This is a genomic window from Candidatus Dormiibacterota bacterium (assembly GCA_036495095.1).
In the GTDB taxonomy this organism is placed as follows: Bacteria; Chloroflexota; Dormibacteria; order Aeolococcales; family Aeolococcaceae; genus CF-96.
In genome coordinates this window covers 14,872-28,461 of record DASXNK010000169.1, presented here as the reverse complement: position 1 = coordinate 28,461, position 13,590 = coordinate 14,872, and the positions used below count along the sequence as shown (strand labels likewise).

Here is a 13,590-nt window from a genome sequence, read left to right as displayed (position 1 = left end):
CTCAGCGTACCCCCGCGGCCCGGGAGTCAGCCGGCCCAGGGATGCCTGCCCTCGGGCACCGGGCAGACCCCGTCGAGGCCGTCCAGCGAGCGGTGCTGCCGCCGTCCCTCGAGGCGGAGGGCCATCCGCTCGACGGTGTGGGCGTCGAGCGCGGCGAGCCTGGCCGGGTGGATGCGGAACCACGCCGCGACGGCGTCCCGCAGGGCCCGGGTGGTGAGGTCCCGGCGCTCCCTGGACGGCGCCGCGCTCGCCGCCCGCTCACGTTCCAACGGGATGGTGGTGGCCATGACAGATCGTTACTCCCTACTCCCGCCCCACGGGTGCCTGCGGCAGAGACCTCAATCCGGTCAATTGCGTCGCCGACGCACGACAGGAGAGAGGGCTCGGGCCGTCCCCCTATCCTGCACACCGCTCCCCACCCTGTAAAGAAACGGTGTTCAGTAGCGCTCGAGGACGAGGAAGTGGGAGAGGCCGAGGACGTCGACGGGGGTGCCCTCGGCTCCCTGGAGGGCGCGGCGCAGCACCCTCCCGGCGCCGCCGAGCCGGGCGACGATGTTGTCGTACCCGCCGAAGATGCGCCCGTGGTGGACCACCTGCACCGGCTGCCCGGCGAAGAGCCGGAGCAGCCCCCGGCGGGTGTACGCGCGCACGTGGGGGGCGAGGCGGTTGCGGAGCGGGTCGGGCAGGTAGTTGACCAGGGGCTTGTTGCCGAAGCGGTAGGTCCCCCGCCAGTAGACGCCGTGCTGCTCGACCGGGTACCAGCGGTTGGGGCAGAAGAGCACTACCCGGCCGCCGCGGCTCAGCACCCGCACCATCTCCGCCGCCGAGACCCGGTCGTCGGCCACGTGCTCGATGACCTCGTTGGTGAGCACCACGTCGAAGCTGGCGTCGGGGAAGGGCAGGTGCTCGTTGGCGCCGTTGACCACCAGCGGCGGGTCGAGCCTGGCCGCCGCCTCGACGGCCCGCTCGCGGTCGTACTCGAGCCCGACCACGACCCGGGCGAGGGGGCTCAGCCGCTCGACGTAGCGGCCCACGCCGCAGCCGATCTCGAGCACCCGGGCGCTCGCCAGCTCCGGCACCGCGTCGCGGATCATCGCCAGCCGGCGCTCCTGGCCGGCCCGCCAGACGTAGGACGGCTCGCCGCAGCGAGCCGCCTTCTCCATCGAGCGGCTCTCGGTCGGCGGCGCCTGGGACATCGGCGCGGAGTCTAGCCGGGCACGAGTGCCGCGATGGCGACGGTGACCCGGCCGCGCACCCGCTTGGCGAGTCGGAGGGCCCCGCCGGGGGCGCCGAGCAGCGCCGCCGCCTCGCTCACCGACGGGGTGCCCACCGCCAGGGCGACCACCGCCGAGGGGGTGGGCACCGCCACCGCGGCCAGCACCTCGGCGGGGTGACCGCGCAGCGGCCAGCCGCGCTCGGCGCAGAGCCGGCGGAGCGCGGGCTCGTCGCACTTGCGGTCGAGGGTGCCGACGCCGGCGACCGCCAGCGGGCTGAGCCCGGCCTCGGCGAGGGCGGCGTCGACCGCCCCGGCGAGCTCGTCGTCGCCGACCCCGGCCTCGCAGCCGACCCCGAGCACGGCGGTGGGCGGGCGCAGCACCAGCCACCCCGGCCCGGCCTCGACGGGACGGTCGCTGATCACGATCGCGGCCCGGGGTGCGGCGGCGCGGAGGGCGTCGAGGTCGGGATGGCGGCGCAGCGCGGCGGGCCAGTCGCCGGCCGCCTCCCAGGGCTCGCCGCACTCCTGGACGAGGCCGACCGGGTCGCCGTCGAGCAGGGCCGCGGTCACCGCGGCGAGCCCGCGCCGGTCCTCGGCGCGCCAGCCCCGGGCGGCGGCGACCGCGTCGGGCGCGGGCCAGGGCCGGCCGTCGCTCGCGGTCGTCACCACCGCCTCGGCCCCGAGGGCGGCGGCCACCTGCCGGGCGAGCCGGTTGCCACCCCGGGCGTGGGCGCCCGCCAGCGGCACCGCCCAGCGGCCGAGGTCGTCGACCGCCACCACCGCGGGGTCGCGCACCTTGTCGGCGAGGTGGGGCGCGATCAGCCGGACCGCCGCCCCGGTGGCCATCACCAGCACCACCGCCGCGTGGGTGGCCACCAGCCGGGCGACGACGCCGCGGGCGCCTCCGCTCTCCGCCCGGGCCCCGGGCACCGCCCCGGCCAGCCGCGCCGGCAGGTGGAGGCGGGCGCCGCCGACCGCTGCCGCCACCCGTGCCCCGACCGCGGCGCCGGCCGCGGTGAGCGCGTACACGGCGACCTCGCCGCCGCCCCCGGCGCCGTTCCCGGGCGAGCCCGAGGGGCGGAAGACGTGGGCGTGGTCGGGGCTGTAGAGGGAGGAGCGCAGCCGCGCCGAGGCGGGCCGGAAGGCCGGCCCCACCAGCACCAGCGCCTGGCGGCGGATGCCGAGCTCGCGCAGCCGGGCGGCGAGGTCGCCCACCGTACCCCAGCTCACCCGCTCGTCCGGCCAGGAGACCCGCTCCGCGATCACCGCGGGAGTCGAGTCCTCCACCCCGCCCTGCCGCAGCGCCGACGTCACCTCGGCGGCGTAGGCGGCGCTGAGCAGGATGCAGAGCGAGACCCCGGGCCGGGCGAGGGCGCGGAGGTCCTGGCCGGGGGGCATCGGGGTGCGGCCGCCGACCCGGCAGATCACCACCGCCTGGGCGACCCCGGGCACGGTGAGCTCGCAGCCGAGGGCCGCCGCTGCCGCCATCGGCGAGGGCACCCCGGGGATCACCTCCCAGGGCACCCCGGCCTGGTCGAGGCGGGCCAGCTGCTCGGCGATGGCGCCGTAGATGCCGGGGTCGCCGCTGTGCACCCGGGCCACCACCTCGCCCCGCCGCGCCGCCGCCACCAGCAGCTCGACGATCGGCTCGAGGGTCATCCCGCTGGTGCCCCGCACCACCGCCTCGGGGCGCACCGCCTCCAGCAGCCGCGGGTCGACGAGCGAGTCGGCGTAGACCACGGTGCCCGCCGCCTCGAGGACGCGACGGGCGCGCAGGGTGAGCAGGTCGGGGTCGCCGGGACCGGCGCCGACCACGTAGACGGTCCCGCCTCGGAGCGCGCGGCTCATCCGGCCCGCCCGGCGACGGGCCGGCGGAGGATCACCAGCGCCATGTAGTCGGCGCCGGCGCCGTCGAGGCTGTCGGCGTGGGTCTCGCCCTCCAGCCCCACCCGGCGCGCGTACCGCACCGACCAGCCCCGGGCGGGACCCTCGAGCAGCGTCCGCAGCCGGCCGATGGCGGCCCCCGCCTTGAGCAGCACCACGGTGTCGGACGCCGCCAGCGCCGCCTCGAGCTCGCCCTCGCGGAGCCGCGAGGCGGGGAGCACGGCGATGCGCTCGCCGCCCACCGCCAGGGGCCGCCCCTCGACCGCGGCGGCGGCGCACATCGCCGGCACCCCCGGGACCACCGCGAGCGCGGTGGCGGGGCGCGCCTCCAGCACCGCCGCGGCGGCGTGGGCGAAGGTGCTGTAGAGGGAGGGGTCGCCGTCGGTCACCATCCCCACGCTCCGGCCCTCGTCGAGGGCGGCGACCAGCGGCGCCACCCGCGCCCGCCAGCCGCGCTCCACCGCCTCCGGGTCCGCCGGCATGTCACTGATCAGCTCGAGCAGGCGGCCGGGCCCCGGGTGGCCGTCGAGCGCCCGGGCGGCCACCCCCCGGCCCCGGCTGCTGCGGGGCACGGCCACCACGTCGAGGCGCTGGAGCAGCGCCGCCGCCCGCAGGGTGAGCAGCCCGGGGTCGCCGGGCCCGGCGCCGATCCCGTAGAGGGTGCCGGGACGGGGGTGGTCGCCGAGCAGGCCGGCGGCGAGGCTGTCGAGCGAGCTCACCCCACGGTTTCCGCGGCTTCGCGGTGGCCGGGTGCGGCATCCGCGGGGTGGGAGGGGCGGGTCGCGCTCACCACGAAGACGGGGTCCTCGGCGCGCAGCCGCAGCCCCCGGCCGGCGGCGACGCCGCGGGCCACCGACAGCTGGCTGACCTCGGGCGACCAGTCGCCGAGGGCGGCGCGCGCGACCAGCACGGCGTCGAGGGTCGCGAAGGAGCCCACCACCCGGCCGCCGGGGCGGATCCGGGCGCGGACGGTGCCGAGGATCTCGCCGAGGCGGCCGCCGTGGCCGCCCACCACCACCCGGTCGGGCACGGGAAGGCCGCTCAGCGCCTCGGGGGCGGCACCCTCGACCACCTCGACCCGGCCGGGGGCGAGGTCGGCGGCGTTGGCGCGGAGGTGGACCAGCTGGTCGGGGTCGCGCTCGACGGCCCAGACCCGGGCCCCGGGGGCGAGGCCGGCCGCCTCGATCCCGATCGACCCGGAGCCGGCGCCGACGTCCCAGATCACCGCCGCGCCCGCCGGCCGGAGCCGGGCGAGCACCACCGCCCGCACCTCCGCGCGGGTGATCATCCCGCCGCTGTGGGCGAAGCGGCCCTCGGGGCGGCCGAACTCGACGGCGGGCGCCGCCGCCGTGGCGGGCCCGGCTCGGTCGAGCAGGAGCACGCTGTTGCCGTCCCAGCTGCCCGCGGCCACCGCCGACAGGGTGGTGTCGACCACCCGCTCCACCGGCCCGCCGAGGCGTTCGCCGACCACCGCCCGGCAGTCCTCCATCCCCGCCTCGAGCAGGGTGGCGGCGAGCCGCTGGGGGGAGTTGACGCCGTCGCAGTGGATCGCGGCGGGGCCGCCGGCGAGGGCGCCGGCGAGGGCGGTCGCGGGGTCGCGCCCGTGGGCGCTGAGCAGGCGGCAGCCGTGCCAGGGCAGCCGGGCGCGGGCGAACACCTCCTGCACCGCCGACACCGCGGGGATGATCGTCACCTCGGCCGCGCCGAGCTCGCGCACCAGGGTGGCGCCGATGCCGAAGAGCAGCGGGTCGCCGGTGGCGAGCACCACCGCCAGCTCCTCCGGCCGGCGCTGCCGCAGCCGGCCGACGCAGGCGCCGACGTCGCCGATCTCGACCCGCTCCTCGCCGTGGGCGGGGACCTCGTCGAGGTGCCGGCGCCCGCCGCAGAGCAGGGTGGCGGCGGCCACCAGCTCACGGCCGCGCTCGTCGAGGGCGACGATGCCGGCGACCGGCACCCCGACCACCACCACCGGCTGGGTGCTCATGACATCGTCCCTTTCTCTGGGCGCTCACCCGCCCGGTGGGGGGACTCGGATGGCAGCCCTCCCCCTGGCTGCTCGAGCCCGGCCTCGCCGGAGCCGAGCAGCTCCCCGCTGTCGGGGTCGAAGCACCAGGCCTCCACCGCCACCGCCCCGCCGGTGCGCTCGTGGCAGCGCCGCGCCGCGGTGGCGCAGAGCTCGTCGAAGAAGCCGCGCACCCCCGCCTCCAGCACCATCTCCTGGGCGTGGCGGGCGGTGTTGGCGCCGCGCACCCGAGCCGCCAGGGGCTCGCCGGCGCCGGCGCGCACCGCCAGGTCGGCGAGCAGCACCGGGTCGACGCCGCCGCCGGCGACATGGAGCTGGAACTGCCCCTGGGCGAGCTTGGCGAGCTTTCCGACCATCCCCGCCAGGGTGACGCGTCGGACCCCGAGCTCGCAGGCCCGGTCGAGGGCGTGGCCGGCGAACTCCCCCATCTCGACGAAGGCGATGTCGGGCAGCCCGGGGAGCCGGCCCTTCGCGTAGCGCTCGCTGCGCCCGCCGGTGCTGAGCACCAGGTGGTCGGCGCCGTTGGCCACCGCCACCCCCACCGCCTGGACCACGCTGGCCCGCCAGGAGGCGGTCGACCAGGCGTGGACCACCCCGGTGGTGCCGAGGATGGAGATGCCGCCGAGCACCCCGAGGCGCGGGTTCATGGTCTTCCGCGCCATCACCTCGCCGCCGGGGACCGCGATCGTCACCTCGAGCCCGCGCCCCCGGGCGGCGGCCGCGGCCACCGCCTCCGCCGCGGCCTCGCCGATCATCCGCCGGGGCACCGCGTTGATCGCCGGGCCACCCACCTCGAGACCGAGCCCGGGCAGGGTGACGGTGCCCACCCCCTCGCCGCCGCGCAGCGCCAGCCCGGGCTCGGCCGTCCAGGCCACGGTGGCGGTGACCCGGGCGCCGTGGGTGACGTCGGGGTCGTCGCCGGCGTCCTTCACCACCACCGCCGAGGCCCAGCCCTCGCCGGCGCGGGGGTCCTCGACCGCGAAGCTCTGCTCGAAGCCGGCGGGCAGGGCGATCCCCACCTCCGCCGCAGGCGCGCCGCCGACCAGGTGGAGGCAGGCGGCCCGGGTGGCGGCGGCGGCGCAGGCCCCGGTGGTGAAGCCGCTGCGCAGCCCGCGGCGGCGGCGGGGCGCGGGCGAGTAGCCCTCCTCGTCGGCGGCCGCGCTCCCCGGGCCGCCGGTCTCGCGCAGACCGGTCATGGCGCGGAGTGTCCCGCCCCGGACCGGGCGGCGGCCAGCGCGCAGAGGGCGTTGAGGGCGGCGGCGGCGGTCGCCGAGCCCCCACGGGTGCCCCGCACCACGATCGACGGCGCCGGCGCCCCGGCGAGGAGCAGCTCCTTGGCCTCGGCGGCGGCGACCAGCCCGCAGCAGCTCGCCACCACCGCGGCCGGCGGCGGGGCGCCGTCGGCGAGGGCGTCGAGCAGCGCCAGCAGGGCGGTGGGGGCGTTGCCGATCACCACCACCGCGCCGCCGATCTCGGCGGCGAGGGCGAGCAGGCCGCGGGCGCTGCGGCTGCTCCCCGCCGCCGCCGCCCGGGTCGCCGCTCCGACCAGGTCGGGGAGGGGGCGGCCGGCGGCCTCGACCGCGACCAGCGGCTCGATCCCCAGCCGCGCCAGCCACGCTCGGGCGCCGGCGGCGACCATGGCGACGTCGCAGATCACCGCCGCCCGGCAGCCCAGCGCCGCCGTCGCCGCCTCGACCGCCGCCACCGGCACCACCAGCTCGGCGAGCAGCCCGGGGTCGCCGGCGGCGTAGGCCATCCGCAGCGCCACCTGCTCGGCGGGAGGGGGCGGCAGCGCCACCGTGGCGGCGGCGCGCAGCCGGGCCATGCTCAGCGCCTCGATCTCGGCCGCGGGCAGCCCCAGCGCGGCCAGCGCCCGGCCCTCGCCGGGGACGGTCACCGAGCCCGCGCCCCGGCCAGCCCCGCGCCGCGGCGGTGCCGCTCCCCCGCGGCCACCAGCCGGGCGGCGGCGGCGGGGACGCCGCACAGGTGGAGGTGGATGTACGAGGCGAGCAGCGTCGGGGTGGCATGGCCCTCGGCTCCGCCGCCGCCGGCCACCGACCAGGCGGCGCTCGCCGGCTCCACCCCCGGGTCCGCGGCCGACCAGTGGAACTCGTGTCCGGTGACGGTGTCGCCGTCGCGGAAGAGGGGCGACGGCCGCAGCGCGGTGGCGGTGCGGTAGCCGAGCGCGCGCCCAGCCCCCATCCGGGTGCCGTAGGGGAGCACCCCGCACATCGGATGGCGCTCGCCGTCCTCGGTGGTGATCGCGGTGCCGAGGTACATGGCGCCGCCACACTCCGCGACCGCGGGCAGCCCGGCGCGCAGCGCCGCCGCCACCGACGCGCGCATCGGCACGTTGGCGGCGAGGGTGGTGGCGAACCGCTCCGGGAAGCCACCCGGCAGCCAGAGGGCGTCGCACTCGGGGAGGGCGGTGTCGCCGAGGGGCGAGAAGGGCACCAGCTCGGCGCCCCGGGCGGCGAGCAGCTCGAGGGCGTCGGCGTAGTGGAAGGTGAAGGCGCCGTCACGGGCCACCGCCACCCGGGCGCGGGCCGGCGCCACCGGCGGCGCGAAGGGGTCGTGGTCGGGATCGCCGACCGGGCCGCGGCCGGCGCCGGCGAGCCGGAGCAGGGTGTCGAGGTCGAGCGCGTGCTCGACGGTGGCGCCGAGCCGCTCCGCCCAGCGGGGCGGGTGGGGGCGCTCCTGGGGGGGCACCAGCCCGAGATAGCGCTCCGGCAGGGTCAGCTCGTCGTCGCGGGGGATGCAGCCGAGCACGGGGATGCCGGTGGCGGACTCGACCGCCTCGGTCGCGGTCCGGGCGTGGCGCTCCGAGCCCACCCGGTTCAGCACCACCGCCTCGATGCGCACCCGGGGGTCGAAGCGGGCGAACCCGAGCGCCACCGCGCCCACCGAGCGGGCCGCCCGGGCGGCGTCGACCACCAGCACCACCACCCCGTCGACGAGCCGGGCCACCTCGGCGGTGCTGCCGGCGTCGCCGCCGTCGAGACGGCCGTCGAAGAGGCCGAGCACCCCCTCGACCACGGCCACGTCCGCCCCCGCGGCGGCCCGGGCGGCGAGGGCGGGGAGGCTGCGGGGGTCGCAGAGCACCGAGTCGAGGTTGCGCGAGACCCGCCCGGCGACGGCGTTGTGGTGGAGCGGGTCGATGTAGTCGGGGCCGACCTTGAACGGCTGGACGCGCAGCCCGCGGGCGCGGAACGCCGCCATCAGCCCCAGGGCCAGGGTGCTCTTGCCGGTGCCGCTGGCGCATCCCGCGACCACGATCGGCCGGGGCAGACGGGCTCCCCCCGGGCGCAGCGGGGTCGCGGTCACCGCCGCGGCCGTGCCCGCCGCCCGCCCGCCCCGGGCCCGGGCGCGCAGGTAGGCGACCACCGCGGGGTGGAGGCCGAGGTGCTCCGCCACGGCCACCCGCATGCCCAGCCGCGCCGCGGTGGCGACGGCCTCGCGGCGGATGCGCCGGGCGATCAGCCCCTGGTTGAGCAGGTACGGCGCCACCACCGCGCTGGTCACGCCCCCCCGGTGCAGCGCCTCGAGGGCGGCGGCGACGCCGGGCGGGGCGAGCGAGGCGAAGGCGTGCGCCACCGGGCGGCCGTCGGCGGCGTGGAGGCGGGCGGCCACCAGCCGGTCGAGCCGGCGGTTGGCGTGCGCCGAGCCGGTGCCGCGTCCCACCACCAGCACCGCCTCGGCGCGGCCGCCGAGCTCGGTGTCGGCGGCGCGCACCCGCTCGCCGAGGGCGGCGAGCAGCGCCGGCGCGGGGCGGAGCAGCGGGGCGCAGCGCCAGCGCACCCGGGGGTGGAGCAGCCGGGCGCCCCGGATCACCACCGCCATGTCCTCGCCGGCATGGCCGGCGGGGAAGAGCAGGAGCGGCACCAGCCGCACCTCTGCGCCGCCGAGCCGGAGCGCGTCCGCGGCGGCGGCGGCGAGGCTGGCGAAGACCGGCTCGAGCTCCGCCGCCGGGTACTCGATGACCCCGCAGCGGACCGGTGCGCCGGCGCTCGCGGCCACCGCCCGGGTGAGCGCCCGCAGCTCGTCGCGACCGGCCTCGTCGCGGGTGCCGTGGGCGACCAGCACCACCGGCGCCGGCGGGCTCACGTCGGCACCGCCGCGGCCGGGGTCATCCCCGCCTCGAGCTGGGCGTCGACCTCGGTGGCCACCGCCCGCAGCCGGCGCAGGCGCTCGTCGTCGGCGTCGTCCCAGAGCCCGCGCGCCGCCGCCTCCAGGAGCTTCTCGGCCATCGCCTTCAGCGCCCAGGGGTTGCTCCGGCGCACGAACTCCTGCGAGACCTCGCCGAGCACGTACTCGTCGGCGACCTGCGCGTACATCCAGCCCTCGACGATGCCTGCGGTGGCGTCGTAGCCGTAGAGGTAGTCGACGGTGGCAGCCATCTCGAAGGCGCCCTTGTAGCCGTGCCGGCGCATCGCCGCCAGCCACTTCGGGTTGACCACCCGGGCGCGGAACACCCTCCGCGCCTCCTCGGCGAGGTCGCGCACCCGGGCGCGGGCGGGGTCGGCGCTGTCGCCGAAGTAGGCGCGCGGCGCGGTGCCGGTGAGCGCGCGCACGCAGGCGATCATGCCGCCGTGGTACTGGAGGTAGTCGTCGCTGTCGAAGATGTCGTGCTCGCGGTTGTCCTGGTTCTTGATCGCCACCGCGATGCTGCTGAAGCAGCTGCGGAACTGCTCCTCGGCGGAGACCCCGTAGCGTCCGCGGGTGTAGGCGTGGGCGCCCCAGGCGGTGTACACCGCGGCGATGTCGGCGTCGCTCTGCCAGTTCCCGGAGTCGAGCAGGGGCAGCACCCCCGCCCCGTAGGCGCCGGGACGGCTGCCGAAGATGCGGTAGCGGGCGCGCTCGGCGGCGGTGGCGGGGTCGAGGCCGGCGGCGACGAGCCGCCCGGTCTGGTCGCGGACCCGGGCGGCGATCGGGTTGACGGAGCCGTCCTCGTCGAGCGCGCTGACCATCTCCACCGCCTCGTCGAAGAGGTGGACGAGGTTGGGGAAGGCGTCGCGGAAGAACCCGCTCACCCGCAGCACCACGTCGACCCGCGGCCGTCCCAGCTCGTCGGGGGAGATCGGCTCCAGCCCGCAGACCCGGCGGTTCTCGCGGGTCCAGCGCGGCCGCACCCCGAGCAGCCTGAGGGCCTGGGCGATGTCGTCGCCGCCGGTGCGCATCGCCGAGGTGCCCCAGACCACGATGCCCACGCTGCGCGGCGCCGCGCCGGTCTCGGCGAGGTGCCGCTCGACCACCGCCTCGGCGAGCCGGCTGCCCACCCGCCACGAGGTCTCGGTGGGCAGCGACTTGGGGTCGACCGAGTAGAAGTTGCGGCCGGTGGGGAGCACGTGGGTCATTCCCCGGGTGGGGGCGCCGCTCGGCCCCGCCGGCACGTAGCCGCCGCGCAGCCCGTGGAGCAGGTTGTCGATCTCGTCGGTGGTGCGCCGCAGCGCCGGCCACAGCACCGTCGCGAGCTGCTCCAGCGCCGCCTGGGCGCCGCCGGACGGCACCGTGGCGGCGAGCAGGGCGGGGATCACCGCGGCGTCGAAGTCGGCGGTGGCGAGCTCGGCGATCAGGGCTCGCGCGAGCCCGCGCACCGCCTCCACCACGTCGCCCGCAACCCGCGCTGTTCCTGTCACGTACGGCAGCAACGCGGGAGTGACGGGTGTGCTCACCGCCGCACCGCGGTCGGCGAGCAGGGCGTCGAGGTCGAGGCCGCAGGCGGCGGCGAGCGAGTCCTCCAGCCCGGGCACGCCGCCGTCGGTCACGCTCGAGCAGGCGAGCAGCATGTCGAGCAGCGCCTCGCCATCCGGGGGCGCGCCGAGCACGTGCAGGCCGTTGCGGATCTGCGCGTCCTTGATCTCGCAGAGGTAGCCGTCCATGCGCAGCAGGAAGGCGTCGAAGTCGTCGGGGGCGGCGGCCTGGGCGAGGTCGGCGTCGAGGTGGGCGCGGCGCACCTCCTCCCAGATCCGCTCCTGGATGAGGGGGAGGCGGTCGGGGTCGAGCGCCTGGGCCTGGTAGTACTCGTCCATCAGCTGCTCGACGGCGACGATCGGACCGTAGGCGTCGGCGGTGCTCACCGGCGGGATGAGGTGGTCGACCACCACCGCGTGGGCGCGCCGCTTCGCCTGGGTGCCCTCGCCGGGATCGTTGACCACGAACGGGTAGAAGAGCGGCAGGTCGGCGATGCAGAGGTCGGGGAAGCAGGCGGCGGAGAGTCCCAGCGCCTTGCCCGGCAGCCACTCCATGGTGCCGTGCTTGCCGAGGTGCACCACCGCGGCGGCGCCGAAGCCGTCGCCGAGCCAGCGGTGGAAGCCGAGGTAGTGGTGCGAGGGCGCCAGGTCGGGGCTGTGGTAGATCGCCGCCGGGTCCTCGCCGAAGCCGCGCGGCGGCTGGATGCAGACCAGCACGTTGCCGAAGCGCAGGCCGGCGAAGGCGAGCCCGCCGTCGTGGGCGTAGAGGCGGCCGGGGGGCTCGCCCCAGCTGCGCCGCATCTCCTCGCGGGCCGCCGCCGGCACGGTGTCGAACCAGCTCAGGTAGGCCTCGGCGGAGAGGTGCCCGGGCGCCGCCGCCAGCTGGTCGGCGGTGAGGTACTCGCGGTCGTAGCCGCCGCCGGCGAGCAGCCGGTGCATCAGCGCGTCGCCGTCGTCGGGGAGCTCCCCGTCGCCGAGGTCGTAGCCGTCGTCGCGCAGCGCGCGGAGCAGGCGCACCGCCGAGGCGGGGGTGTCGAGGCCCACCGCGTTGCCCACCCGCGCGTTCCTGGTGGGGTAGCTGCTCAGCACCACGGCGAGGCGCACCTCGGCGCGGGGCAGGCGGCGCAGCCCCGCCAGCCGGGCGGTGAGCCTGGCGCAGCGGCGCACCCGCTCCAGGTCGGGGACGTAGCGGGTCACCCCGCCGACGCTCTCCTTGAAGGAGACCGGCACCGACACGATGCGGCCGTCGAACTCGGGCAGGGCGACGTTCATGACCACGTCGACGGGGCTGAGGCCGGCGTCGCTGCGCTCCCAGCGCTCCCGCGAGCCGGTGGCGGCGATCGCCTGCACCACCGGCACGCCGAGCCTCCGCAGCGCCGTGACCGACCACTCCGCGGCCACCTGGGGGCCGGTCACGGCAAGCTCGCCCATGGCGAAGGAGAGGGTGCTGATCAGCGCGTCGCAGAGCCGGCGGCCGCCGGCGTCGCGGAGGTGGGCGAACGCGGCCGGCTCCCCGGCGTCCGTGCGCAGCGAGTAGCAGAACACCGGCAGCGCCCGGCACCCGGCCTCCTCGATGGCGTCGGACAGGGCGTCGACCACGGCGAGGTTGCCGGTCATCCAGTGGGCCCGGTAGAAGATCAGCCCGACCACCGGGCGGTCGTCGGCGGGGTCGAGGTGGGCACGCCACCAGGCCTCGGCGGCGGCGGGGTCCTCGGGCGCGCGGGGATGGTGGCGGCCGTCCCAGGGCACCGGCCGGGGCGGCTCGCAGCCCACCTCGGTGCCGCAGGTGGCGTCGCTGAGCAGCCGCACCAGCTGGGCGACGTTGGCCTCACCGCCGTGGACCAGGTAGGCGAACCCGCTGCCCGCCACCTCGGCGTCCAGGGTGGTCAGGGCGCTGAGCTCGGCGTCGGGGGTGAGGTCGCCGGGCCAGGCCACCAGGGCGACGCCGTGGGCGGCGCAGGCGGTGGCGATGGCGTCGACCGCCTCGGGGATGGCGCGGCGGCCACCGAGCAGCCGGAGGGCGACGCAGCCGGCGCCGGGCAGCAGCGGCTCCAGCCGGGTGCGCACCTCCTCGGCGGTCCAGCCGGCGCAGCTCAGCCCCACCGCCCCCGCGCACCCCTCGGGCAGCCGCCGCCGCGCCGCCGCCAGGGCGATGAGCTCGGTGTCGGCGGTGGTGACGAGGACGATCACCTAGAACTCGATGCCGCGCTGCGCGGGGATGCCGGCGCCGCGGTAGTGGTGCTTCACCTCGCGCATCTCGGTGACGCAGTCGGCCAGGTCGACCACCTCGGGCGGGGCGTTGCGCCCGGTCAGCACCAGGTGCACGTCCCGGGGTTTCTCGCGCATCAGCCGCAGCACCTCCTCGAGGGGGACGAGGCCGGCGGTGATCGAGCCGAGGATCTCGTCGAGGACCACCACCCGGTAGGCGCCGCCGCGCACCGCCTCGTCGGCGATCGCCCACGCGTTGCGGCCCGCCTCGGCGTGCTCCTCGTCGCTGACCTGGGGGTCGCGGAGGCTGTCGATGGTGAAGCCGCGACCCTCGGCGGCGATCTCCACGCCCGGCACCCACTCGGTGAAGGCGGTGCGCTCGCCGGTCCTCCAGCTGCCCTTGATGAACTGCACGATGCGCACCGGCATGCGGTTGCCGGCGGCGCGCAGCGCCAGCCCCATGGCGGCGGTGGACTTGCCCTTCCCGTTGCCGGTGAAGACCAGGATGATGCCGCGGCGGTTCTTCTTGAGCTCGGGGTCCAACTCTTCCTCGAAGCGCGGAGGTCCGC

The 13,590-nt window shown here is 77.9% G+C and carries 10 protein-coding genes; all 10 read right to left on the bottom strand.

Annotated features, from left to right (window positions below):
* Positions 1–26: 26 nt before the first annotated feature.
* On the bottom strand, positions 27–287 hold the full coding sequence (locus tag VGL20_17230) for a hypothetical protein (protein ID HEY2705429.1): 261 nt from the start codon (positions 285–287) through the stop codon (positions 27–29).
* Positions 288–437: 150 nt separating this feature from the next.
* Positions 438–1,196, bottom strand: a complete 759-nt coding sequence (locus VGL20_17225) for a class I SAM-dependent methyltransferase (protein HEY2705428.1) — start codon at positions 1,194–1,196, stop codon at positions 438–440.
* A gap of 11 nt (positions 1,197–1,207) precedes the next feature.
* On the bottom strand, positions 1,208–3,064 hold the full coding sequence (cobM, locus tag VGL20_17220) for a precorrin-4 C(11)-methyltransferase (GenBank protein ID HEY2705427.1): 1,857 nt from the start codon (positions 3,062–3,064) through the stop codon (positions 1,208–1,210).
* Positions 3,061–3,819 carry a precorrin-2 C(20)-methyltransferase gene (locus VGL20_17215; GenBank protein ID HEY2705426.1) on the bottom strand — a complete coding sequence of 253 codons (759 nt, stop codon included), beginning with the start codon at positions 3,817–3,819 and terminating at the stop codon, positions 3,061–3,063. Before VGL20_17215 ends, cobM begins: the two co-directional genes overlap by 4 nt.
* Positions 3,816–5,084: a precorrin-6y C5,15-methyltransferase (decarboxylating) subunit CbiE gene (cbiE, locus tag VGL20_17210; GenBank protein HEY2705425.1), complete on the bottom strand. Its 1,269-nt coding sequence runs from the start codon at positions 5,082–5,084 to the stop codon at positions 3,816–3,818. The genes VGL20_17215 and cbiE overlap by 4 nt, the downstream gene beginning before the upstream one ends.
* Positions 5,081–6,319, bottom strand: a complete 1,239-nt coding sequence (locus VGL20_17205; GenBank protein HEY2705424.1) for a cobalt-precorrin-5B (C(1))-methyltransferase — start codon at positions 6,317–6,319, stop codon at positions 5,081–5,083. Before VGL20_17205 ends, cbiE begins: the two co-directional genes overlap by 4 nt.
* Positions 6,316–7,020, bottom strand: a complete 705-nt coding sequence (locus VGL20_17200) for a precorrin-8X methylmutase (protein HEY2705423.1) — start codon at positions 7,018–7,020, stop codon at positions 6,316–6,318. Before VGL20_17200 ends, VGL20_17205 begins: the two co-directional genes overlap by 4 nt.
* On the bottom strand, positions 7,017–9,227 hold the full coding sequence (locus VGL20_17195) for a cobyrinate a,c-diamide synthase (GenBank protein HEY2705422.1): 2,211 nt from the start codon (positions 9,225–9,227) through the stop codon (positions 7,017–7,019). The genes VGL20_17200 and VGL20_17195 overlap by 4 nt, the downstream gene beginning before the upstream one ends.
* Entirely contained in the window at positions 9,224–13,003 is a 3,780-nt protein-coding gene (cobN, locus tag VGL20_17190) for a cobaltochelatase subunit CobN (GenBank protein HEY2705421.1), read from the bottom strand. Before cobN ends, VGL20_17195 begins: the two co-directional genes overlap by 4 nt.
* A complete protein-coding gene (gene cobO / locus VGL20_17185; GenBank protein ID HEY2705420.1) occupies positions 13,004–13,564 on the bottom strand; it encodes a cob(I)yrinic acid a,c-diamide adenosyltransferase in 561 nt (186 codons plus the stop codon).
* Positions 13,565–13,590: the final 26 nt, after the last annotated feature.

What these genes read in the sequence shown, in the direction of transcription:
- VGL20_17230 (HEY2705429.1), bottom strand. Translation starts at nt 287, where the DNA reads ATGGCCACCACCATCCCGTTGGAACGTGAGCGGGCGGCGAGCGCGGCG.
- VGL20_17225 (HEY2705428.1), bottom strand. Translation starts at nt 1,196, where the DNA reads ATGTCCCAGGCGCCGCCGACCGAGAGCCGCTCGATGGAGAAGGCGGCT.
- cobM (HEY2705427.1), bottom strand. Translation starts at nt 3,064, where the DNA reads ATGAGCCGCGCGCTCCGAGGCGGGACCGTCTACGTGGTCGGCGCCGGT.
- cbiE (HEY2705425.1), bottom strand. Translation starts at nt 5,084, where the DNA reads ATGAGCACCCAGCCGGTGGTGGTGGTCGGGGTGCCGGTCGCCGGCATC.
- VGL20_17205 (HEY2705424.1), bottom strand. Translation starts at nt 6,319, where the DNA reads ATGACCGGTCTGCGCGAGACCGGCGGCCCGGGGAGCGCGGCCGCCGAC.